Raw genomic sequence first — 21,360 nt, 5'->3', positions numbered from 1 at the left:
AATTTAACCTAACTAACCGCTTCTTTTCAATTTACGGATAAATAAATTTTTCATATTAATAGCGAAGAGGATTCAATATAACAGTATCTGGAAAACCCACTAATTTCTTATTAACGGGTAAACGATTTCTATTTCCATTTCCAAATCATCAAGGATATACTATTTAATAGGTAGGTGACATGAAATGAATAATGATCCATCGAATTATGTTGAATTAGACGAAGAAACATTGTTTCTAGTTACACAAACTTTTAAAGCTTTATCAGATCCAACGAGATTAAGAATATTGCATTTATTATTTCATGAAGAACATTCTGTTAACGAAATCGCTGAGAAGCTTTCACTGCTGCAATCTACAGTCTCACATCAATTAAGGTTTTTAAAAAACTTAAGACTGGTCAAGTTCCGTCGTGAAGGAACCACGCTCTATTATAGCCATGATGACGAACATGTGATGAGTTTGTTAAAGCAAGCAATCGAACATACGCAGCATTCTTAATTGCAGCTGTCCTGATGGCCTGGACAGCCGCTGCTCCTCCCTTCAACCTGGATGGTACTATGCTCTATTCCAAACTCATCATGAAGAGTGGATTTTGCTTTATGAAGGACTTTATCATGGCTTTCATCATCATCTAGCACTAAATGGCAACTTAAGGATGGAAAGCCCGATGTAATTGTCCATACATGCAGATCATGAATACTTGCTACTTCGGGAATATTCAGCAACGATTCTTTAATATGTGCAGTATTCACATCATCTGGCGCCCCTTCCATCAAAATATGAAAGGATTCCTTTGTTACACGCCAGCCACTAATTAAGATTAGAATGGCTACGATTATACTGGCAATTGGATCTGCTATCCCCAAGTTGAAGAAATACATAAGTAAACCAGCTACAATTGCACCAATTGATCCTAACAAATCACCCAGTACATGAAGAAACGCGCTTTTCACATTAAGGTTATCATCTTTATCACCCTTCATTAAGATAAACGCTGCTACTATGTTAACAATCAATCCAATGGTGGCGATCGCCAGCATACCAAGACTTTGAACCTCTGGAGGATTCAATATTCGGTGATAGGCTTCATAGAAAATATATAAAGATATGACGAGTAATGTGATGCCATTGATTGCTGCCGCAATGATTTCAAACCGCTTATATCCAAATGTATTTGATGAAGTTGACTTTCTCTCAGACATTTTAATTGCTAAAAAGCTTAAACCTAATGCAGCTGCATCGCTCAGCATATGACCGGCATCAGAAAGCAGTGCCAAGCTATTAGTTAGAATGCCGCCGATAAATTCGACTACCATAAATGATGCAATTAACAAAAATGCCCAAAGAAGAACTTTTTTGTTAGTTGTTGCATGGTGATGACCGTGTGAATGTGAGTGAGAATGATTATGACCCATTGAAAATACCTCCTTAACAATATATGAATATATGCTCATATATATTATGTACCAAATCAATGAACTGTTCAAGGATATAAAAAAAATTTTTTTACAAAACTTTGCGGTAGCCAAGATTCCTTTCTACCAAAACCTATCGTTGCTGCAAAATTATACTTCCCCTAACGAAAAAATTTTTTATCCTTTTAAAGAAGTGGTAAAATATAAATACATCTTTTTCCAATAAATGAACAACTATTTAAAATTACCATTAAACACCTGTTACATAATCGATTTAGACGGTATCTATTTTTACATAAGGAAGGACAATTTTTTATGGGAAAAACACATAAACCTGAAAGTATGACTCATCTCATTTATCGCTACATAATGGTCTTTATTGGTGCAGCAATGGCAGCATTAGCTATTGAATTATTTCTGATTCCTAACTTAATTATTGATGGTGGAATAATCGGTATCTCTCTCATCGTAAATAATTTAACCAATATTAACTTTGGAATTTTAATTATTATCTTTAATATTCCTTTTCTATTTGCAGGATATAAATTAATTGGGAAAAACTTTTTTATTTCATCTCTTTTTGGAATTATTGCCCTTGCAGTAGTCGAATCCCAGCTACATCACTTCACAGCTTTTACAACGACTCCCCTGCTTGCCACTGTATTTGGCGGTCTTATTCTTGGCGCTGGTGTTGGGCTGGTGATTAGACATGGCGGAGCATTGGATGGAACGGAGATATTGGGTATTTTGCTAACGAAAAAAATACCATTTTCTATAGGAGAATTTGTGATGTTTTTTAACGTTTTTGTCTTCACATTGGCGGGATTTGTTTTAGGCTGGGAACAAGCAATGTACTCAATCATTGCATATTATGTGGCCTCCAAGACGATTGACACGGTTGTCCAAGGCTTTGAAGGTGATACGAAGGCGGTTTTGATTGTCTCTGATCAATATGTAGAAATGTCTGAAGCCATTATAGAAAGATTAGGCCGTACAGTAACAAAGCTAAAGGGTAAAGGTGGCTTTAAGGATAATGAAAAGGAAATCATTTATGTTGTTGTCACTAGGCTGGAAATCTCTAAACTTAAATCAATCATAAATGAAATCGACCCTATTGCCTTTACTACCATCATGGATACTCAGGAAGCACAAGGAAGCAAGTTCAAATCTGCCATCCATTAAGTTCAATGAATTTATAACAAAGGGCTGTCTCAATAGCACCTTTTTAAAGAAAAACCACGAAATGTGCTTCATCACATCTCGTGGTTTTTGCGTATTTTGGACGAATATATCTCTTTGGAGTGGCGGTGGCTTCTTGCTTTTGGCCTTTCGACACTTTATTTGCTGTTTAAAGTGACGAGCTCCTCTTTTAATCATATGTTCGTCGCTAAAAAGAGGACTTATTCGTATTTGTCTCCATTTTCGTTCAATCTAGAAATACTGTTTTCTTCGATTAGGAGTGCCCTTTTCCTCTTTTTTCTGCTTTGTAGGCACTGGGAAGAAGCGCGTTCAACGTTCACCCCCCCCTTTGGAAGTGAGCGGTAAGTAAGCCTCGGAAAATCCCAATCCTCAGCATTTTTATTTGAAATGAGTTTCTCTACAGTCTAAAGAGACCTTGTAAATAAGGTCTCCTCCTTTTTATAAGTACTTCCGATGAATTGCCTTTCCATCATACGTAAATACCATTTGCTTGCCTTCTACAATCGTTTCCATATGAACAGGTCTGCCCCATAATTGATGGATATATGGCAATACTTTCTCTAAATATTTCAAATCGAGCTCGACATCTTCAAACCAATGCTTTAAGTAAAGTTCCCCATTCTTCATGTAATCTCCATCGTTTACAGTAATATATGGAAATCCTCCATTCACTCTCATGCTGACTAGTTGATCACGGACATTTTCCCATGTTTTGTCTACTACCTTATAATCTTTGCCTTGCTTTTGGAACAAATACATGTCTTCGCGCATGACTAAATCCTTTGTTAAGTAATTTCGAATAAATGAGATATCAGATTCGATCTCTCTTACCTCAAACATTTTTTCTCTTCCCGATCCTGGCTTTACCCCTCTTTCCAACATTTCCTTTGTCGGGTTATTATACCTTTCTTCAATATCCTCGAAGATTTTCAAACCTAAGTAATATGGATTAATGCTTGTTTTGGAAGGTTGAACAACACCAGCATTCAGCTTTGCGAATTCCAATGCTTCACCTGAGGTTAAATCCATCTCTCTTAAAATTCGTTGATGCCAATAGGAGGCCCAGCCCTCATTCATAATTTTGGTTTCTAATTGCGGCCAGAAATACAGCATTTCCTCTCTCATCATTGTTAATATATCTCTTTGCCAATCTGTTAGTTCACGACTGTAATGCTCAATAAATAAGAGGATATCTTTCTCAGGCTTTGGCGGGAATTTCTTCTTTTTCTTCGTTTTTTCTTCCTTCATACCGCTTTGGTCCAAGTCCCAAAGATCATCATAAGGGGAGGCGTTAAGAATCGTTGAACTTTCTTCCTCTTCATCCGTATCCCATATAAACTTTGGCCTCATTAATGATGGGTCAATATGCTCTTCAATAGCTAATATCGCATCTAGAAATGTCTCGACTTCTTTTTTGCCATAATTAATTTCATATTGACGGATTCTGTCTGCTGTTGCAGCCATGCTTTCAACCATATCTCTTTTTGTATTATTGAAGCGGAAATTATTTTTAAAGAAATCGCAGTGTGCCAGTACATGTGCAACGATTAATTTATTTTGAATCAATGAGTTCGAATCAAGCAAGAAGGCATAGCAAGGATCTGAATTAATTACAAGCTCATAAATTTTAGATAAACCTAAATCATAATGTAGTTTCATTTTAAAAAATTGCTTTCCAAAGCTCCAATGAGAAAATCTAGTTGGCATTCCATACGCACCGAATGTATATATAATTTCAGCCGGACAAACTTCATAGCGCATCGGGTAAAAATCTAATCCAAAGCCTGTGGCAATTTCAGTAATTTCCTGAATGGCATATTCTAACGACTGATTATCATTTAACAGCATCTCTTCACTCCCCATCTTCTTCCTTACCATAATCTATGATTTAACAATGGGAATGATGAGTGCACATTGTTAATTCACGAGGATATGTGAGACGAAAGCCTAATCTACTTGCCAGGCTGGAGAGAAACTCATTCAAACTAATCATGATGAGGTTTGCGATTTTCTTATTATCTCTTTCTCAACACGCTGAAAAAAGCAAGCCTACGCGGCTTGCTTTTTAGTCATCATACTCGACATCAAGGACTTCACCAGTTTTTGCATCTAATGTGAGTTCCACTTCATCCTTATTTCCTTTTAGTTCAAAATCATAAATAAGTGTTCCGTTTTCTAAGTCAATATTCACTTCTTTTACTTTACCACTTGTTTCTTCTTCAGCTAATTTAATTGCTTTATTTATATTGAGTACACCTTTTTCGAATGGAAGTGCAGTATCATCGTCATCATCATCTTGCTTTGATTTAACAGAGAGCACCTCTCCAGTAAATGCATCAAGTTTTACATCTGCTTCCTTACCTTTATTTTGGATTTCAATTTCATAAATAGCGTTTCCTCGCTTTGCATCTAGTTCAATGTCGACGACCTCGCCACTCTGTTCATTTAAGGCAATATCTGCCGCTTTTTCTATTGTAATTAATTCAGATGTTTGCTTACTTGTTGCTTTCTTTGCTTCATCATTGCCAATAGCTGCGGCCGGAGACTCCTGCTTATTATTTTCAACTGCCGATACAGCATAAACCCCTCCAAATACTACAGCAACTGAAATTAAACCTGCCACTAATTTCTTTCTCATTATTATTTCCTCCTTATATTTTTCGGTTGTTTTTTGCTTATCCTTAATATAAACCGCCAAAATGAGAGAAGAGGGAGAGAAAGATTAAAATTTGATTAGAAATGTTCATAAGAAAAAGAGCTATTTCCAATTTAATAAGGAAACAGCTCTAGTCCAATTAGTTGCTTGATTGCTCTTCAACCGTTAGGCTAATGAATTTACTTGCATCTAAACGGTGAGTTATCTTTACTAAAACGATAACAGGCTTTCCATTTTCCATTACTTCAAATACGAAAGAATCGATTACTTCGTTTTCTGAAATTTTTCGTCGCCCGGCATATTTATAATCGATTACCTCTTCACCTGGATAATCTTCCTTGACAACAGCAGTAGCTATTCGACCATATTTTTCATAATCAACCTTTTCCTGATGTTCAGATAAAGTATGTTCATCGGCAAATACAGGAGTATATATGTAACTCAAACAAACAATTGAAAACAGCCCAATCAACAGTTTTTTCATCGCTACCTCCATTAGTTAGACATGACTGTTTGTATTATTTGCATAATGATTTTAATTTATGTAACGATTGTGATTTTGATTTATTTTAAGTGCAGATGCTTGGTTTTTGATTAGCCTTTATACAGGTAAAACCTGATAATCGTTTAAAATCAAGCCGTCCAATTTTTTGTGCGAAAAAGTTAGCTGACATCGCGCAAACTATTATCAACTCCCAAGGGAGGAGAGGACAGATGAATAAAGTTGACTATGATCGAGCATTATACTACACTCATCGTTCTGAGTGGGATAATTTGCTTATACTAATGGTTCGTACAAATGACCAGTTTTTGTCTAAGAAAATTGAACACTTTCTTCACGCATATAACTTTGAAAAGGATTACACCGTTATTGAACAACACTTATATTCTTTACTAAGCTATATTGACTACGCCAATCACTTATCAGAAAATGAAATTAAGACCGCTTCTCCATATTTGATGTAGAATTCCACCAATTTAAACACGGCCTATGCCGTGTTTTTTTATTGTTGATTAATCACAACTTAGTACCCGTTAAGACTGTTCGCTCGTTACTACTGGGGTGTCTATTCCATCGGTATGCCCCACTTTATGAAAAACCATTACGGACGGCTAATAATGCAGCTTGTGTGCGATCAGCAACTTCAAGTTTTGAAAGGATGTTCGAAACATGAGTCTTTACAGTTTTTTCAGTAATAAACAACGCGGCTGAAATTTCTTTATTACTCTTGCCCTTAGTTATTTCTTTTAATACATCCAACTCTCGTTTCGTTAATTGCTCAATAGGATTAATACTTTTTTGTGAAATTCGGGATAATAAATGTGTAGTTGCTTTTGGATGGAGTTGATTCTCACCGGCTAGTAGCCTCTTCATTGCTTCTACAAGTTCATCTGGTTCGATATCCTTTAGCTGATAACCCGATGCGCCTGCTTCAATTGCTGGAATCACATGAACCTGGTCAGAGAAGCTTGTTAATATCATGATTTTCACTTGTGGAAATGCTTTTTTAATTTCTTTTGTTGCTTCAATTCCATTCATGATTGGCATATCGAGATCCATTAGCACAATATCAGGATGCAATTCTCCAACTTGTTTTACCGCTTCATTCCCATTGCTTGCTTCTCCAACTATTTCTATCCCAGGCTGCGTTTTCAAAAAAAACACAAGTCCCCTTCTTACAACATGATGATCATCCGCAATTAATACTTTCACTTCTTATTCCCCCTTACACTGGGATCGTTACTGTTATCATTGTTCCTTTACCTGCCTCAGTTTGCAAACAAAAATGACCATTTAAACCTTCCACTCTTTCCTTCATGCTTTTTAACCCTAAAGAGGGCAGTTTTGTTTTTTCGTTATATTGAAAGCCTGCTCCTTGATCAGAAATGACCATCACTACTTTATTTTTTTGATTTGTGTAAAGCGCAATCTCTATATTTAATTGTCCTGAATGTTTTTTGCAATTGGCCATCGCTTCTTGAACGATTCTCCATAAAGTTTCCTCCACTTTTCCGGGCAAAGTAGTAATGCCATCGACATTATACTTCAAGTTTAAGCCAACCATCTCACTATAAGCTTGTATAGCTGTAATCAAGCCGCCTTCCAAGCCTTGTGGCTTTAATTGCCAGATAAGCGCCCTCATCTCTTGAAGTGCCTGCCTCGATAAATCGTGTATATATGAGAATGTCTCTTTTATTTCCTCTTCCTTTGCCATTTCTTTACCACCTCTGGCTGTCAGGCTTAAGGAAAACAATAACTGGTTAACTGAATCATGGAGGTCTCTAGCTAACCGGTTTCTTTCTTCCATAAGAGCCGTTTCCTGTTCCCTTTGTGTTAATTTAATCCTTTTTAAAGCAGTTCCAATTTGAAAAGCGACTGCCTCTAATAATGCAAGTTCTTCATCATCAAAATGCTTTTTATTCGGCGAACCCACGTTTAGTACACCGAACATCTCATTTGCAGCACGAAGCGGTACAGTTGCATGATGGGTCAACCCTCTTGTATCATATTTGTTTTCTATTTGCGCTTCTTCAATTCTTTTACAATTAATAATATTAGTTGCTTTTTGGAGCCTGCCGTTTTTAAACCTGTCTACACACCAGCAGTCATGCTTGCACATCGGTTCGAGATTATGATGTGATAATGCCTCTGGCAAATTTTCATGCGCCGCTAAATATGGCTCACCATCTTCGATTAAAAAAACCCAGCCCGTATGAAGGTCAGTAACATACAATAATTTATGTAAAACTTCTGGCAAAAGGCTATTTAATTCAGTGCCCTCATTAAGAAGTTCAGCAATTTCCTTTAAAATTTCCATCTCGGATGGCAGCTTTTGATTCACTACTCTCACACCTTCTTGAAGGTTTTTTCAAACTTAATACTAAATCATATATCCATTATATCGCTTTTTCAATTTAAAGCTTCCACCATTTTTATGAATTATTCTACATCCTAAGTTGTAGAAATGAAGACAAAAAAACTGGATGAATTTCATCCAGCTCAAATTTTTATAGCTTTGTTTCAACAAGCTTCATGAAGCTTTCTTCGACTTCTGTTAATTTCTGTTTACTTTGCTCTAATGATTCGCCATTTACGCCAAAATAAAATTTGATTTTTGGTTCAGTGCCTGATGGACGCAAGCAAATCCAAGTGCCATCATCAAAGAAGTATTTTAATACATTAGATTTTGGCAAATCAATTGTTGATTCATTGCCTCCAACTTCAGTTCTTACACTTGTTAAATAATCTTCGGTCGCTTCAAGCTTTAACTCTCCCACTGCAAGCGGCGGGTTTTCACGGAAGGAAGATAAGATTTTAGCGATGATCGCCGAGCCATCTATCCCTTTTAATGTAAGCGACTTTAAACCCTCTTGGAAATAGCCATGCTTTTCATAAATACTGATCAATGCTTCATAAAGGGAATGGCCATTTTCTTTGTAGTACGCTGCGGCTTCTGCTGCTAGCAATGCCGCTTGTACTGCGTCTTTATCACGTGTAAAATCGCCAATTAAATACCCGTAGCTTTCTTCGTATCCGAAAACAAATTTATATTCTCCAGACACTTCGTATTCTTTTATTTTTTCAGCAATAAATTTAAAGCCAGTTAGGACATCTTTAGAAGTTAATTGATAAGATTCTGCTATTTTGCGGCCAAGTTCGGATGTCACAATTGTTTTTAAGACGATTCCATTTGTAGGCAGTGTTCCTTTTTCTTCTTTTTGAGACAAAATGTAATGAAGTAGTAATGCACCTGTTTGATTACCTGTTAATAATTCGTATTCATCATCATGATTCTTGACAGCAATCCCAAGGCGGTCTGCATCCGGATCAGTTGCAATTAACAGGTCTGCATTTACTTTTTCACCTTCCTTAATGGCAAGTTCAAAGGCAGATTTCTCTTCCGGGTTTGGGCTATTTACTGTGGAAAAATTAGCATCAGGCAATTCCTGTGCTGCGACAACATGGACATTTTTATAATGCAGAGTAGCCAAGCCATTCCTAACGGGCTTATTACCGGTTCCATGCAAAGGTGAAAATACAATTGATAAATCGGTCTGTTCACCTATAGTTGGATTTTCAGAGATCGTTTGAAGCTTCTCCAAATAGGCACGATCAATGGATTCTCCTATTGTGACGATTAAGCCTTTTTCTCTTAAAGATTCCTCATCAGCTACTTCTATTCTCAGTTCATCCTCAATCTCATTTACCTTTTCAATAACTGCATCTGCTGCTGTTGGCGAAAGCTGTGCTCCATCAAAACCATACACTTTATATCCATTGTATTCTGGAGGATTATGACTTGCTGTAATGACAATGCCTGCATATGCATGTAAATATCGCACTGCAAAAGATAGCTCAGGTGTCGGGCGCAATTCATCAAATACATATGTTTGAATGCCTCTTGTGGCCATCGTTTTAGCTGCTTCCATCGCAAATTCCGGAGACATATGACGTGAATCATAGGCGATGACGACACCTCTTACTCTCGCTTCCTGACCGTTTTCATCTATATATGCCGCAAGTCCGGCAGATGCTTTTCTAACAGAATAAATATTCATCCGATTTGTACCCGGCCCAATTTCTCCGCGCATGCCGCCGGTACCAAATTCCAGGTTTTTATAAAAAGCTTCTTCTAAATGCTTTTCATCCTTTGAGATAGTGACTAACTCTGACTGCAGCATTGGATCTAATTCTTTAAAATTCATCCAGCTGTCCGCTTTATTCTTCCAATCCATTATTTCCCCTCCGAAATACACACTTTTTTTCTATATTCTATATCGGATAATTATACTCCTTTTATGAACACATCCATATAAAATAAAAAGTTCATCTTTTTATAATTTTCAAGCATTCCAAACAATAGGTCAAGCCTAATTAGTCAGCTTAACCCTTTCTAATGTATAATAACCTTTGTTTTACTTGTATTTAATTTGATAAATATCATGTCTTCGATCTTTTAAATGTCTGACTGTCCCATCCTGTCTTTTCCTTCTTAAAACTTCTAAATCGACATCTCCAATTTGGACCATTTCAATATTTGGATTTGCTTCTCCAACAATCCCATCCCGAGAAAATTCAAAGTCCGACGGCGAGAAGATAGCAGATTGCGCATATTGGATGTCCATGTTTTCTGTTTGAGGGAGATTCCCAACTGTACCAGAAATCGCCGTATAAATTTGATTTTCAATTGCTCTAGCTTGAGCACAATATCTTACCCTTAAGTAGCCCTCGCGATCCTCGGTACAAAACGGCACAAAAATAATTTTTGCTCCTTTTTCAGTTGCAATCCTGGCTAGCTCTGGAAATTCAATATCATAGCATATTTGAATCGCAATTTTTCCGCAATCCGTATCAAACACTTTTACTGAATCGCCGGCACTAATTCCCCACCATTTTCTTTCATTAGGAGTAATATGGAGCTTATACTGTTTTTCAATTGTCCCATCGCGTCTAAATAAATAGGCAATATTATATATTTTATCTTCGTCTTCCTTTACAAAATGCGATCCGCCAATAATGTTAATATTGTAGCGTACAGCCAAGTCAGTAAATAATTGAATGTATTCCTCTGTAAACTCAGTCAGCTTCCGAATTGCGAGGCTTGGAACCTTTTCATCCAGAAATGACATGAGCTGAGTTGTAAATAATTCAGGAAACACAGCGAAATCTGCTTCTGCATCTGAAGCAACATCTGTAAAGTATTCCACCTGACTGGCAAAGTCCTCAAATGAATTGATTTGTCTCATCATATATTGAACGACACAAATTCTTACCGGATAGCTTGTTTTATAAAAGCGTTTTGTAGTTGATTTATAATCAACATTATTCCATTCCATTAAGGTCGCATATTTATTTGATTGCATATCATCAGGAAGATAGTTAGGATTTATTCTCATTAAAGTAAATCCATTTAATAGCTGAAACGATAAAACCGGATCATATATAGTATGTAATGACACTTCGTTTACATATTCCCTCGGACTCATTTCTTTTGCATATTTATGATAATTAGGAATGCGGCCTCCTATGATGATACTTTTTAAGTTTAATTCACGGGCCAGCTCTTTTCGCTTCTCATATAATCTGTGCCCTATTTTCATTCTTCGATAATCTGGATGAACCATTACTTCAATACCATATAAGTTATAACCGTCATCATTATGGTTTGTGATATAGCCATCATCGGTCACATCTGCCCATGAGTGCCTGTCATCATATTCATCAAAATTAATAATCAAGCTTGAACATGAGCCAATTATTTCGCCGTCAAATTCAGCCACAAATTGTCCCTCTTGAAATATTTCTAAATGACTTTCAAGATGCGCTGTTTTCCAAGGAACCATTCCGGGAAAACACACCTCTTGAAGAGCAATAATATCATCTATATCTTCATGCTTCATATTTCGAATAATCATTTTCTTTTCAAATTTACTCAAGTCTAATTTTTCCAAGTTAAACGCCCCTTTAAATACTTATGCAGTACATTTCAGTAATCAAATCAAGCTTGCTATTATTGTCCGCAATCCCTGACTTTACTAGCTTTGAATGGATGCGCAGCCAGCTGCTGCGTCAAATACACTCATTTCTTATACCCTATTTTACTTATTTATAATCCTTCTTATATTATGCTATGATTGTGATAGCTTATTTCATTGTTTTCACAAACAACCGTGCAAATTTGCGAAAAGTATGTTATTTTTTTGAACATTTTCCGAATCATTGGCGGCTACATTTACATTATGTTATTGACAAACGTATAATTTTTAATGTGTTAAAGGAAAGGCAAAAAAGTTTTGACGCTGAGCTGGCTTAAAAATGTACACCTTTTTAAATTTTTTTAGTTAAGGAGAAGCTTATGGAACAAAAACCGAAAAAAGATAGCCGTGAAAATTTACTTTTCTCTGCTTGGGCTGCCTCAGTAATTGCTATGTTCGGAAGTTTATACTTTTCCGAAATCAGACAATATGAGCCATGTGAACTATGCTGGTATCAACGTATTCTTATGTATCCGTTTGTAGTAATTCTCGGGATTGCAGTCGTCAAAAAAGACTACCGCATTAGTCTTTATACAATGATATTATCAGGCATCGGTGGCCTTATCTCATTATATCATTACGGTTTACAAAAATTGTCATTCCTTTCAGACATCGCCCCAGCCTGTGGACGGGTCCCGTGCACAGGTCAATATATTAATTGGCTTGGATTTATTACCATCCCGTTTCTTGCGCTGATTGCTTTTATCATTATTTTTATTTGCAGTTTAATGATTTATAGAAAAACGAAGGAGGAAGCTCATTGAAAAAAGTCATCATCTTTTTAGCTATTATTGTTTTATTATTTGCCGGGGTAGGCATTCTAACTAAAATGCAGAACGAAGAAAAAGTATCTGGTAATAATCCATATGGGAAAAGCAAGCTTCACCCTGAAACAGTAAAACAGCTCGATGATCCAAATTACAGTAATATTGTCCTTCCAGCTGACCTTAATGATGAGTTATCCGATGATGGCGACGCAACTGTGTATTTCTTTAGCCCAACTTGCCCTCATTGTAAAAAAACCACTCCTGTTGTTTCACCTTTATCAGAAGATATGGGTGTTGACTTATTGCAGTATAATCTTCTTGAATTTGAAGAAGGCTGGGATGACTATGGCATAACTCAAACGCCTACAATTGTGCAATATAAAGATGGCAAAGAAGTGGCAAGAATCACAGGCTATCAAAATAAAGCGGTTTTCGAAGATTGGTTTAATGAGCATTCTAAATAAAATGAAACTTCTACCGCTGTAACGTGAATTTGATATGAAAATATAAGAGCCTTGCTTCATATAGCAAGGCTCTTTTTAGGTGGTTAAGTTCTATTCAGTTAAATTAATTTACGATCAAAAATCTATAATTAAGTAAAATCCCCCATAAATAAAAAACATATCAGACACTTTATTTTTAGCGTCTGATATGCTGATTACATTTAATTCCACTATCAATTTTCATTTCTTTTTAAAAGCTTGTCATGCACCGCTTTATGCTTGATCCTAGTCAAGCATCAAATGGACATTATTAAGGTGTAGCTCAGCTAAACTCTGTAAAAAAAACAGTTTAGGTAAGTCTTCACATCTGCAATGTGTATTTTACCAAGGATTCCACGTCAATGTTTAGCTTACGATACATGCTGCATAGATGATTTACTCCGTTTTTACCTTGATTGGGGATACTCCTACTGTTCCTCCATCCCATCAAAATTTATGCTATCAAAGTTATCGAGCAATGCACGCACTTCATTTGTTGACTTTGTGCTCATCAATTGATTTCTTAATTCACTTGCCCCTTTAAAGCCACGGACATAAATCTTAAAAAAGCGAGGAAGAGGCTTGAACGGACGCGGTTCTAGCTTTGAATATTTATCATGGAGATCCAGATGCAACCTTAAGAGATCAAGCAATTCCTTACTACTATGATCTTTCGGCTCCTTTTCAAAGGCAAATGGATTTTTGAAAATACCACGCCCAATCATAATCCCATCCACACCATATTGTTGAGCAAGTTTCAAGCCGGTTTGACGGTCAGGGATATCCCCGTTAATCGTCAAAAGTGTATCTGGCGCCACCTGGTCACGAAGCTTCTTAATTTCCGGAATTAGTTCCCAATGGGCATCTACTTTGCTCATTTCCTCTCTTGTACGCAGATGAATAGAAAGATTAGCAATATCTTGTTTCAATATGTGCCTTAGCCAGTCGTGCCATTCGTCTACATCAGTGTAACCAAGCCTTGTCTTCACACTTACAGGTAATCCTCCTGCTTTTGCTGCTTGTATTAAATCTGCTGCAACTTCGGGTCGACAGATAAGTCCGCTTCCTTTGCCATTCCCTGCCACATTAGGTACAGGACAGCCCATATTGATATCCACACCCTTAAAGCCTTGTTTCGCCATACCAATACTCATTTGTCGAAAGTATTCAGGCTTATCCCCCCATATATGGGCAACAATCGGTTGTTCATCCTCTGTAAAAGTCAAACGCCCACGCACACTATGGTTCCCCTCTGGGTGACAATAACTCTCCGTATTTGTAAACTCTGTAAAAAACACATCAGGTCTGGCCGCTTCACTCACTACATGGCGAAAAACAACATCCGTCACATCTTCCATTGGTGCCAGTACAAAAAAAGGTCGTGGTAAATCACGCCAAAAATTATCTATCATATTTGAATTCAAATCCTCTCATTAGAAGGATACCAGGCCAAACCTTTATCCCAAAATTAAATAGCAAAAATATCCCTGCTCCTTTAACACTTATAGCATGCTTATGCACTGTTAATCAAACGATAGTTTATTTGGAACATTATAATCTTTACTATTACTATTTCATATGTAGAGAAAACCACCATACAATAAGGAGGATACTCACTATTCCCCAAACTGTAGTTCCCACTATCCACCAAACGATCGGTGTAGTTAAACTTTTCTCAGTTTCAATATTTCTTTTTATAAAAGTGAGCTTGCTTTCCATACTTTTTTTCATAGAAACGAGAATAACAAATCCGATTATGATGAAACCAACTGTTATGCAAAGTAATAAATTCACTTTTTTTCCCCCTTTTTGTGAATTAGTTTCCTCACCTGCCCCGTTTGTGACATAAGAAAAGTACTTAAAGTGCACAAACTACGCTAGGATTAGGAAACTATTTGTTCAATTTTACAGCTTTAAACTCTACTTTTAAGTTTAAATACTCTTTCTGTTAATATAAATGATCTCGACGCAATGATTAAAATAAACACGAATTGTAAAGGTAATACATTACCGAAATTTACTTCTTGTATATTGTTTGTTGACGGATAATAAGCCGCTGTCAAATCCGGAGTATAAAACATTGTTAATAATAAGCCAGATCCCAGTTGAAATATGAAATACAGTATCATAAAACTAGCTAAATAAAAAATATATTTCTTCATTTTATTGCCCCCTTGCCCTTTCCTTTTATAGTTATTCTTCACTGTTTTGTTTATAGCTTTTTATTCAATGCTACTATCCATTTATCCTGCCACAAAACTGCCCCGATAGTACCATAAGAAAATGACAATTCCGCTAATCAAGTATTACTAATCCACAAAAATCAAGAAAATCAACTATATATATCAAACCCCATAATTTCATTATCTTGCTCATTTAACCAAAACTAATTGTTTTGCAAACGTACTAAATGTACGAATTGTATAAGATTCTTTCAACGGATGTAGCAACTTCCAACCTGTCGGCTGCAAAAGAAATTATTGATGATGTTGGAGGAGATCAATATAGAAATATTTTGGAACCTTTAAAAAATTACAAGACATTGCTTCAACTTCACAATTAGGATAGGAAATCTAATTCATTTATGTATTCTCTAGGAATCCTTGAAGTGGTGTTTTACTGCCCATTAATGTATGAGAAAGATTTTAAAATGGGTATTTATTTTTCAATTACCCTTTTGCTTTTTAGATACCACAATGAATGCACAAAAAAAGCGAAGGAAACCTTTCATCTTCCCTTCGCCGTTTCTATTTATTGAAGAAATTCGCAATTTGCTTTATAGATGCTATTGTCTACTTTACTCAATGATTTCTCTTCATAAAAATGATGAAAAGCAAAAGGAAAAGAAACACCGAATTCTTCTAAAATTTTTACATTTTTATTAAAGATTGTTTCATGTTGATTTTTAAGTGCATTATTCTCCAAAATATGAAGAATCGTCTGCAAGCCGGTTATTACCTGATACGCCTCTTTTAGAGTTCCAAAATACTCTTTGGATGGCTTTAAAATATCCATGCTTTCAAATTCTTTAATTTCCTCTTCCTCGAAATAAATCGGAAAAATATCAGAATACATTTTTTCTACTAGCTCTTCAATTTGCTGCTCTTGTTCAGCAGTTGATGCGAAAACTACCTTCACAAAAAACCCACCCTTTGTTCACCTTGTAATATCTGTAATAGCATAAGAATAGCATAATCTTCAGCCTTTCTTGCGTGGTAATTATCGCCATAGTTTAGGCGAAAAACAGCAGGATTCCCTGAGGAAAAGCATCACTTACCTTTTTTACTTAAGTCATATCATCATATGCAAAACCGTTGACAGCACCAATTTACTCACAACTAGCTTTAAAAATCGCCGCTGCTTCGTTAAAATAATATTTATGAATTGCTAAAGGAGAATATGTGATTCTGGAAGGAAGTAAATTATGGTAACAACAAAACGTACTGGTGATTGGTATGAAATCATTATCCCTGCCGAATGGGAAATGTATAATCCGCAGGAGCTTTTTAAGGATTATTGGCATGCACCAAAGAAATTGATTCATCAAATGAGAATGGAAAATGACGTAAAGCTAAATGGAGAAAAGATTGCCTGGCATCTCCCTATAAAAAGAGGAGATAAACTGCAAATACGACTATTTAAAGAAGAAAAGATTCATTTAGCCCCTTTTTATTACGAGCTTGAAGTTCTATACGAAGATGATCACCTCGCTGTGTTTAATAAGCCTGCAAATATGGACACTCACCCAAATTCAAATGATCAAAATGATACATTAGCTAATGCCGCCACATTTCATATGCAAGCAATCGGAGAATTAAGAAATATAAAACATATCCATCGCTTGGACAAAAATACTTCCGGTGCGATTCTGTTTGCAAAGCACCCGCTGGCTGGGGCCATTCTTGATAAGCTACTTGAAGAAAGAGTAATTAAAAGAACATATTATGCATTAGTCCATGGAATTGTAAACATTAACAAGGGTGTTATTGAACAGCCAATCGGTCGAGATCGTCATCACGCAACAAGGCGTCGCGTGTCTTCTTCTGGTCAGAGTGCTAAAACAAATTTTGAGGTGATTGAAAAATTTCCTAAAGAAAAGCTTACTTTAATTAAATGTCAGCTCGATACCGGCCGTACGCATCAAATACGTGTCCATTTAAGCTATATTGGCCATCCGCTGGCTGGAGACGAGTTATATGGCGGGAAGCCGCTATTTAACAGACAAGCACTGCATGCTGCAAAGCTTGAATGGCCGCATCCATTTACGAAAGAAATGATAAAGGTCATCTGCCCTCCGCCAAGTGAACTTCTACCTTATTTCCAATCAGCGGTAAAATAGCGGCTCTAGCTATTGATAACTACCAAAGTAAAAAAGCTGCCGAGAGAAATTCGGCAGCTTTTCCATCGGTTTACAATTAATCGGTGGATTTTCTCATTGATCTGAGAATGAAGCTTACAATTAATACAAGTACAATTGCCCCAATAATAGCAGGGATAATTGCAAAATTGGCAACGACTGGTCCCCAATCTCCAAGGATTAGCGTCCCAAGCCAGGCACCTACAAAACCTGCAATGATATTACCAATTATTCCGCCAGGTACATCTCTTCCTGTGATTAAACCTGCAACCCATCCAATTATTCCACCTATAATTAATGCCCATAAAAAGCTAAACATGTTATCACTCCTAATATGAGATGTGAAAAGGGTCTTCCCCCTTCCTACATATAAACAACTTTACTCATATCATATGATGCAGGCGGATTTTTCATACAAGGTTAGAAGATAAGATCTTTATTAATTGTTTCCATAACAGGGAATTTTTTTCTCGCACTACATATCATCTGGATTTTTCCCATAACGCGCATCTAAGTTTAATGTATCTATTTGCTGCATTTCATCCAGACTTAATTCAAAATCAAAAATATCGCTGTTTTCTTTTAGCCGGTCTAAATTCGTTGTTTTTGGAATAATAATTACGTCATTTTGCAGATGCCACCTAAGTATAATCTGTGCATGGGTCTTTCCATGTTTATTTGCAATATAATTAAGCGTTGGCTCATCAGATAACTTTCCTCTCGCAATAGGAGCCCACGCTTCGACTTTAATTTTTTTTTCATTGCAATAATCCCGCAATTCTTCTTGGGATAATCGGGGGTGAAGCTCTACTTGGTTCACCGCAGGAACAATCTCTGCAGAGGCTAACAAATTATCTAAATGATGAGGATGAAAGTTGCATACTCCAATCGCTTTCACCCTACCTTCTTTGTACAATTTCTCCAGCGCTCTCCATGTATCACGATACTTTCCTGAAATCGGCCAGTGAATTAAATATAAATCAATATATTCTAAATCCAGTTTTACCAAACTTTTCTCAAATGCAGCTATTGTTTCATCATAGCCTTGATCATCATTCCATACCTTAGTTGTGATAAACAACTCTTCTCTTTTTATTTTGCTTCTTTTAAGCGCTCTGCCAACGCCTTCCTCGTTTCCGTAAAAGGCAGCCGTATCGATTAATCGGTAGCCGAGATCAATCGCACTCAATACTGTTTCTTCTACTTGTTTGCCTTCTTCAACCTTGTATACGCCTAATCCAAATTGAGGCATAGATATGCCATTATTTAATGTAACCGTAGAAGTAATATGATTCATGTTTTCGTTTTCCCCTTTCCTTTCATTAGAAAAGCTGGCGTCCCCCATATCATTCCAGTGAACGCCTTCCTTTTTTCTAATGCAAATATCTTATTTGTTGGTTTGAACTAGAAAATCCTCTTTGTTTTTCCCGTAAAAATAAAGGCGGTGAAGCGGCCTGGTCATTGCTACATAAAGCAATTGAATATCAAGATTTGACTGCCTGGAGTAAATTTCATCGATAGAGAAAATAATGACCACATCAAATTCCAGCCCTTTAGCTAAGTAAGCCGGTACAATCACTATGGCATCCTTTGGTATTTTCTCATTTTCACCTAATAAATGTACATTTTTGGAGCTCTGCTTATTAAATCTTTTATAGAGCGTTTGACAGTCCTTCATCGTCTTGCCGATTAAAGCAAATGTCTTTAACTTTACAGATGTTAACCCTTCGATTAAATTCTCAAGGCGGCTCGTATATTGTTCAGCATCAACCTGTTCAATAAACTCTGGAGGACTCCCATGGCGAACTATAGGTTCTACTTCCGGAAAATGATATGGTAGCATTTTTAATAGCTCATTGGCCTTTTCCATTATTTCCACTGTTGTCCGATAGCTTTTCTTTAATTCAGCATAAGTCGCTCTTGGAAAAATGTCTGCTTGCACATCCTTCCAGCTTGTTAGCCCTCTATAGGAATGAATACCTTGAGCAAGGTCGCCAACCAATGTAAACATATCGGTATCTACAGCCTTTTTTAAAGAAAGCAGCTCCATAAAAGTATAATCTTGCGCCTCATCAATCACAATATTCTTCGCTTTAAAATCTTTGTCAATGCCGAACAAATTCACTTGCAAATACAAGAGCAACGACAAATCTTCCCGTTCATATATTTTTTTAGAAAATAGCTGTTTGTTATACTGACATAAAAGCTCGGCATCTTCAGAAGATAATTCTTTTTGCGATAGCTCAACCAGCCTTTCAGGTTCTTCAAATAATTCCTGATAATATTGAAACACTGTTTTTTTCGGAAATTGCTTCATATAGGAGGTTACCGCTGTTCTTATAGCTGATTTCATACTATCCAGACGTTCACTTTTTTTATCAAGCGCAGCCGAGACATACGCTCTTCTTTTCACAGGGTCCTTAGCACTATATAATGCCCTTTCGATTTTTTCATCATAAAACGTTTCTATTCTTTTAAGCATTTCTTTCTTTTTTCTTTTTACATCACTCTGTAATATCGACTTTAGCTTTTCAATTCTTCTATACAATGGTAGATAATGAAAATCATCCTGTAATAATTTTATAAAGCGCTCCTTTTTATAAATGCGATATTTATCAACAAAGAAGTCAGCTGCCGGATAAAAGGTTTGATAGATTTCCTTTATATAATTATTCATAATCACATGAAAAACTTTTGATCCCTTCATTTGGATACCCTTACAGCATCCTTCGTTTCTTGCTTTTCCCCTTTTTCAAGAATTTGAATCAAATGATCGTCTTCTTTTAGACGAATTTTCTTTTCAATGCAGACTTGAACAAATTCTTCAAAGGTTGTTTGCCTAACTCTTTCCACCCCTAATTCAGGTAAAGCCTCTGAAATATAATCTATAAATAATTTACTTGGAGCTAAAATCATTAACTGCTCTGGAGCGAAATTCTCCTTATACTGGAAAATAAAGTAACTGATTCTATGGAGTGCAATCGTTGTTTTTCCGCTGCCCGCCCCGCCCTGGACAATGATAGGCTTATGTAAATCAGCACGGATTATTTTATTTTGCTCCTCCTGAATGGTAGAAACAATTTCAGTTAATCGATTACTTGAACTGCCGGCAAGTGATTCTTGAAGAAGCTGATCATTCGTAGTTAAATCAATATCCCTGATTTCTTCAATTTTACCCTCTTCAATCATAAATTGCCGTTTAAGTGTGAGTTCGCCTTTGAAGCTTTCCTCATATGAATCATATTGAACCTTCCCAATTCTGCCTTCATAATAAAGGTTCGAAATAGGAGAACGCCAATCAACGATAATTTGTTCTTGATTTTCCCTTGAGTATAACGACGTTTTGCCAATATAAATAATCTCTCCAGTTTCCTGATCTTCTCTAGAGAAGTCGATGCGGGCAAAATAAGGTTTGTTTCTTGCTTTCTTTAAGCTTTCTAATTCATCTTTAGACATGGCAAAAAAGCGCGCATCCGTTAATAAAGATGAATAGCCAAGACTGGATTCTAGCCAATCGGCATCTTTAAAGGATTCCCTCATATTTTCTTGAAACTGGTCTTTACTTGATTCAGCCGTTTTTATTACGGCCTCCATATATCTTTTTGTAAATTCTAATCGTTGAAATTCTTTCTGAAAGTCGGGGTGCTGAATATTTGATGACATATGATTCACTCCAATCATTTTTTTCAGCCGCAATGGAGAGTTACATATGACGGAACGAAAGTGAGAAGGAATATATATTATCAGAAAAATCAAGCGAAATCAACATTTTTATCACTTTTAATTACATTCAGGATTTTTGTAAATTATTCTATAAGAATTATTAATTTTTTGTAAAGATGAATGGATGATTCCTCCAAATTGGAAGCGTTTTCTTTTTATTACCAATAAAAAGAATCATCAATATTATCAAGGGTTTTCTCGACTTCTTCTGACCGATTCTCC

General features: G+C 36.3%; 21 protein-coding genes. 6 read left to right on the top strand and 15 right to left on the bottom strand.

The genetic code is table 11. From position 1 onward, the window contains the following. Positions 1-184 precede the first annotated feature (184 nt). Entirely contained in the window at positions 185-499 is a 315-nt protein-coding gene (locus CWS20_RS10900; RefSeq protein ID WP_066195742.1) for an ArsR/SmtB family transcription factor, read from the top strand. Here CWS20_RS10900 and CWS20_RS10895 read toward each other — a convergent pair. Further along, entirely contained in the window at positions 496-1,416 is a 921-nt protein-coding gene (locus CWS20_RS10895) for a cation diffusion facilitator family transporter (protein WP_066195739.1), read from the bottom strand. The two genes, CWS20_RS10900 and CWS20_RS10895, sit on opposite strands and share 4 nt — an antisense overlap. A gap of 315 nt (positions 1,417-1,731) precedes the next feature. Here CWS20_RS10895 and CWS20_RS10890 point away from each other — a divergent pair, with 315 nt between their 5' ends. Continuing rightward, the gene (locus CWS20_RS10890; RefSeq protein WP_066195736.1) at positions 1,732-2,598 is read left to right on the top strand and encodes a YitT family protein; all 867 of its coding nucleotides are present in this window, start codon (positions 1,732-1,734) and stop codon (positions 2,596-2,598) included. A 456-nt stretch (positions 2,599-3,054) separates the two neighbouring features. Here the strand turns inward: CWS20_RS10890 and CWS20_RS10885 are convergent, their stop codons facing one another. From CWS20_RS10885 to CWS20_RS10875, 3 genes are all read right to left on the bottom strand, one after another. Continuing rightward, entirely contained in the window at positions 3,055-4,464 is a 1,410-nt protein-coding gene (locus tag CWS20_RS10885; RefSeq protein ID WP_066201462.1) for a SpoVR family protein, read from the bottom strand. A 217-nt stretch (positions 4,465-4,681) separates the two neighbouring features. Next, complete coding sequence (locus CWS20_RS10880) at positions 4,682-5,254, bottom strand: PepSY domain-containing protein (protein WP_066195732.1); 573 nt, start codon at positions 5,252-5,254, stop codon at positions 4,682-4,684. 157 nt (positions 5,255-5,411) lie between these two features. Beyond that, positions 5,412-5,756: a DUF3889 domain-containing protein gene (locus tag CWS20_RS10875; protein WP_066195730.1), complete on the bottom strand. Its 345-nt coding sequence runs from the start codon at positions 5,754-5,756 to the stop codon at positions 5,412-5,414. 230 nt (positions 5,757-5,986) lie between these two features. Between CWS20_RS10875 and CWS20_RS10870 the strand changes: the two genes are divergently transcribed. Beyond that, a complete protein-coding gene (locus CWS20_RS10870) occupies positions 5,987-6,238 on the top strand; it encodes a YhdB family protein (protein WP_066195725.1) in 252 nt (83 codons plus the stop codon). 124 nt (positions 6,239-6,362) lie between these two features. On the opposite strand, the gene CWS20_RS10865 is transcribed toward CWS20_RS10870, so the two are convergent. The 4 genes from CWS20_RS10865 to CWS20_RS10850 form a co-directional block, all read right to left on the bottom strand. Then, positions 6,363-6,986, bottom strand: coding sequence for a response regulator (locus CWS20_RS10865; RefSeq protein ID WP_066195723.1), 624 nt, complete (start codon positions 6,984-6,986; stop codon positions 6,363-6,365). A 13-nt stretch (positions 6,987-6,999) separates the two neighbouring features. Further along, positions 7,000-8,091 (bottom strand): GAF domain-containing sensor histidine kinase, encoded by a 1,092-nt coding sequence (locus CWS20_RS10860; RefSeq protein ID WP_066201459.1) that lies wholly within the window; start codon positions 8,089-8,091, stop codon positions 7,000-7,002. 190 nt (positions 8,092-8,281) lie between these two features. Further along, positions 8,282-10,009 (bottom strand): phospho-sugar mutase, encoded by a 1,728-nt coding sequence (locus tag CWS20_RS10855; RefSeq protein WP_066195719.1) that lies wholly within the window; start codon positions 10,007-10,009, stop codon positions 8,282-8,284. Positions 10,010-10,189: 180 nt separating this feature from the next. Further along, the gene (locus tag CWS20_RS10850; RefSeq protein ID WP_066201458.1) at positions 10,190-11,689 is read right to left on the bottom strand and encodes a bifunctional GNAT family N-acetyltransferase/carbon-nitrogen hydrolase family protein; all 1,500 of its coding nucleotides are present in this window, start codon (positions 11,687-11,689) and stop codon (positions 10,190-10,192) included. A 440-nt stretch (positions 11,690-12,129) separates the two neighbouring features. On the opposite strand from CWS20_RS10850, the gene CWS20_RS10845 reads away from it, so the two are divergent. Both CWS20_RS10845 and CWS20_RS10840 read left to right on the top strand, forming a co-directional pair. Next, positions 12,130-12,573, top strand: coding sequence for a disulfide oxidoreductase (locus CWS20_RS10845; protein ID WP_066195718.1), 444 nt, complete (start codon positions 12,130-12,132; stop codon positions 12,571-12,573). After that, a complete protein-coding gene (locus CWS20_RS10840) occupies positions 12,570-13,040 on the top strand; it encodes a thioredoxin family protein (RefSeq protein ID WP_066195716.1) in 471 nt (156 codons plus the stop codon). The genes CWS20_RS10845 and CWS20_RS10840 overlap by 4 nt, the downstream gene beginning before the upstream one ends. A 446-nt stretch (positions 13,041-13,486) precedes the next feature. Here the strand turns inward: CWS20_RS10840 and CWS20_RS10835 are convergent, their stop codons facing one another. The 3 genes from CWS20_RS10835 to CWS20_RS10820 all read right to left on the bottom strand — a co-directional run bounded on the left by CWS20_RS10835 (position 13,487) and on the right by CWS20_RS10820 (position 16,196). Beyond that, a complete protein-coding gene (locus tag CWS20_RS10835; RefSeq protein ID WP_066195714.1) occupies positions 13,487-14,470 on the bottom strand; it encodes a tRNA dihydrouridine synthase in 984 nt (327 codons plus the stop codon). A gap of 157 nt (positions 14,471-14,627) precedes the next feature. Further along, on the bottom strand, positions 14,628-14,852 hold the full coding sequence (locus tag CWS20_RS10830) for a hypothetical protein (RefSeq protein WP_066195712.1): 225 nt from the start codon (positions 14,850-14,852) through the stop codon (positions 14,628-14,630). A 957-nt stretch (positions 14,853-15,809) separates the two neighbouring features. Then, positions 15,810-16,196, bottom strand: a complete 387-nt coding sequence (locus tag CWS20_RS10820) for a DUF5365 family protein (RefSeq protein WP_066195706.1) — start codon at positions 16,194-16,196, stop codon at positions 15,810-15,812. A gap of 286 nt (positions 16,197-16,482) precedes the next feature. On the opposite strand from CWS20_RS10820, the gene CWS20_RS10815 reads away from it, so the two are divergent. Further along, on the top strand, positions 16,483-17,397 hold the full coding sequence (locus tag CWS20_RS10815; protein ID WP_066195704.1) for an RluA family pseudouridine synthase: 915 nt from the start codon (positions 16,483-16,485) through the stop codon (positions 17,395-17,397). A 76-nt stretch (positions 17,398-17,473) separates the two neighbouring features. On the opposite strand, the gene CWS20_RS10810 is transcribed toward CWS20_RS10815, so the two are convergent. From CWS20_RS10810 to CWS20_RS28665, 4 genes are all read right to left on the bottom strand, one after another. Beyond that, entirely contained in the window at positions 17,474-17,734 is a 261-nt protein-coding gene (locus tag CWS20_RS10810; protein WP_066195701.1) for a GlsB/YeaQ/YmgE family stress response membrane protein, read from the bottom strand. Between the two features lie 156 nt (positions 17,735-17,890). Then, complete coding sequence (locus tag CWS20_RS10805; RefSeq protein ID WP_066195698.1) at positions 17,891-18,712, bottom strand: aldo/keto reductase; 822 nt, start codon at positions 18,710-18,712, stop codon at positions 17,891-17,893. A gap of 90 nt (positions 18,713-18,802) precedes the next feature. Next, positions 18,803-20,122: an ATP-binding domain-containing protein gene (locus CWS20_RS28670; protein WP_241504171.1), complete on the bottom strand. Its 1,320-nt coding sequence runs from the start codon at positions 20,120-20,122 to the stop codon at positions 18,803-18,805. Continuing rightward, on the bottom strand, positions 20,119-21,078 hold the full coding sequence (locus CWS20_RS28665) for a UvrD-helicase domain-containing protein (RefSeq protein WP_241504170.1): 960 nt from the start codon (positions 21,076-21,078) through the stop codon (positions 20,119-20,121). The genes CWS20_RS28670 and CWS20_RS28665 overlap by 4 nt, the downstream gene beginning before the upstream one ends. Positions 21,079-21,360 lie beyond the last annotated feature (282 nt).

Source organism: Cytobacillus horneckiae (assembly GCF_002835735.1).
Taxonomy (GTDB): domain Bacteria; phylum Bacillota; class Bacilli; order Bacillales; family Cytobacillaceae; genus Cytobacillus; species Cytobacillus horneckiae.
The sequence above is the reverse complement of the archived record's forward strand: the minus strand, read 5'-3'. Positions and strand labels throughout refer to the sequence as shown.

Excerpts from the sequence above, each read along its gene's own strand:
- CWS20_RS10900 (WP_066195742.1), top strand. The coding sequence starts at position 185 with ATGAATAATGATCCATCGAATTATGTTGAATTAGACGAAGAAACATTG.
- CWS20_RS10895 (WP_066195739.1), bottom strand. The coding sequence starts at position 1,416 with ATGGGTCATAATCATTCTCACTCACATTCACACGGTCATCACCATGCA.
- CWS20_RS10890 (WP_066195736.1), top strand. The coding sequence starts at position 1,732 with ATGGGAAAAACACATAAACCTGAAAGTATGACTCATCTCATTTATCGC.
- CWS20_RS10885 (WP_066201462.1), bottom strand. The coding sequence starts at position 4,464 with ATGCTGTTAAATGATAATCAGTCGTTAGAATATGCCATTCAGGAAATT.
- CWS20_RS10880 (WP_066195732.1), bottom strand. The coding sequence starts at position 5,254 with ATGAGAAAGAAATTAGTGGCAGGTTTAATTTCAGTTGCTGTAGTATTT.
- CWS20_RS10875 (WP_066195730.1), bottom strand. The coding sequence starts at position 5,756 with ATGAAAAAACTGTTGATTGGGCTGTTTTCAATTGTTTGTTTGAGTTAC.
- CWS20_RS10870 (WP_066195725.1), top strand. The coding sequence starts at position 5,987 with ATGAATAAAGTTGACTATGATCGAGCATTATACTACACTCATCGTTCT.
- CWS20_RS10860 (WP_066201459.1), bottom strand. The coding sequence starts at position 8,091 with ATGGAAATTTTAAAGGAAATTGCTGAACTTCTTAATGAGGGCACTGAA.
- CWS20_RS10855 (WP_066195719.1), bottom strand. The coding sequence starts at position 10,009 with ATGGATTGGAAGAATAAAGCGGACAGCTGGATGAATTTTAAAGAATTA.
- CWS20_RS10850 (WP_066201458.1), bottom strand. The coding sequence starts at position 11,689 with ATGATTATTCGAAATATGAAGCATGAAGATATAGATGATATTATTGCT.
- CWS20_RS10845 (WP_066195718.1), top strand. The coding sequence starts at position 12,130 with ATGGAACAAAAACCGAAAAAAGATAGCCGTGAAAATTTACTTTTCTCT.
- CWS20_RS10835 (WP_066195714.1), bottom strand. The coding sequence starts at position 14,470 with ATGATAGATAATTTTTGGCGTGATTTACCACGACCTTTTTTTGTACTG.
- CWS20_RS10815 (WP_066195704.1), top strand. The coding sequence starts at position 16,483 with ATGGTAACAACAAAACGTACTGGTGATTGGTATGAAATCATTATCCCT.
- CWS20_RS10810 (WP_066195701.1), bottom strand. The coding sequence starts at position 17,734 with ATGTTTAGCTTTTTATGGGCATTAATTATAGGTGGAATAATTGGATGG.
- CWS20_RS10805 (WP_066195698.1), bottom strand. The coding sequence starts at position 18,712 with ATGAATCATATTACTTCTACGGTTACATTAAATAATGGCATATCTATG.
- CWS20_RS28670 (WP_241504171.1), bottom strand. The coding sequence starts at position 20,122 with ATGAAGGGATCAAAAGTTTTTCATGTGATTATGAATAATTATATAAAG.
- CWS20_RS28665 (WP_241504170.1), bottom strand. The coding sequence starts at position 21,078 with ATGTCATCAAATATTCAGCACCCCGACTTTCAGAAAGAATTTCAACGA.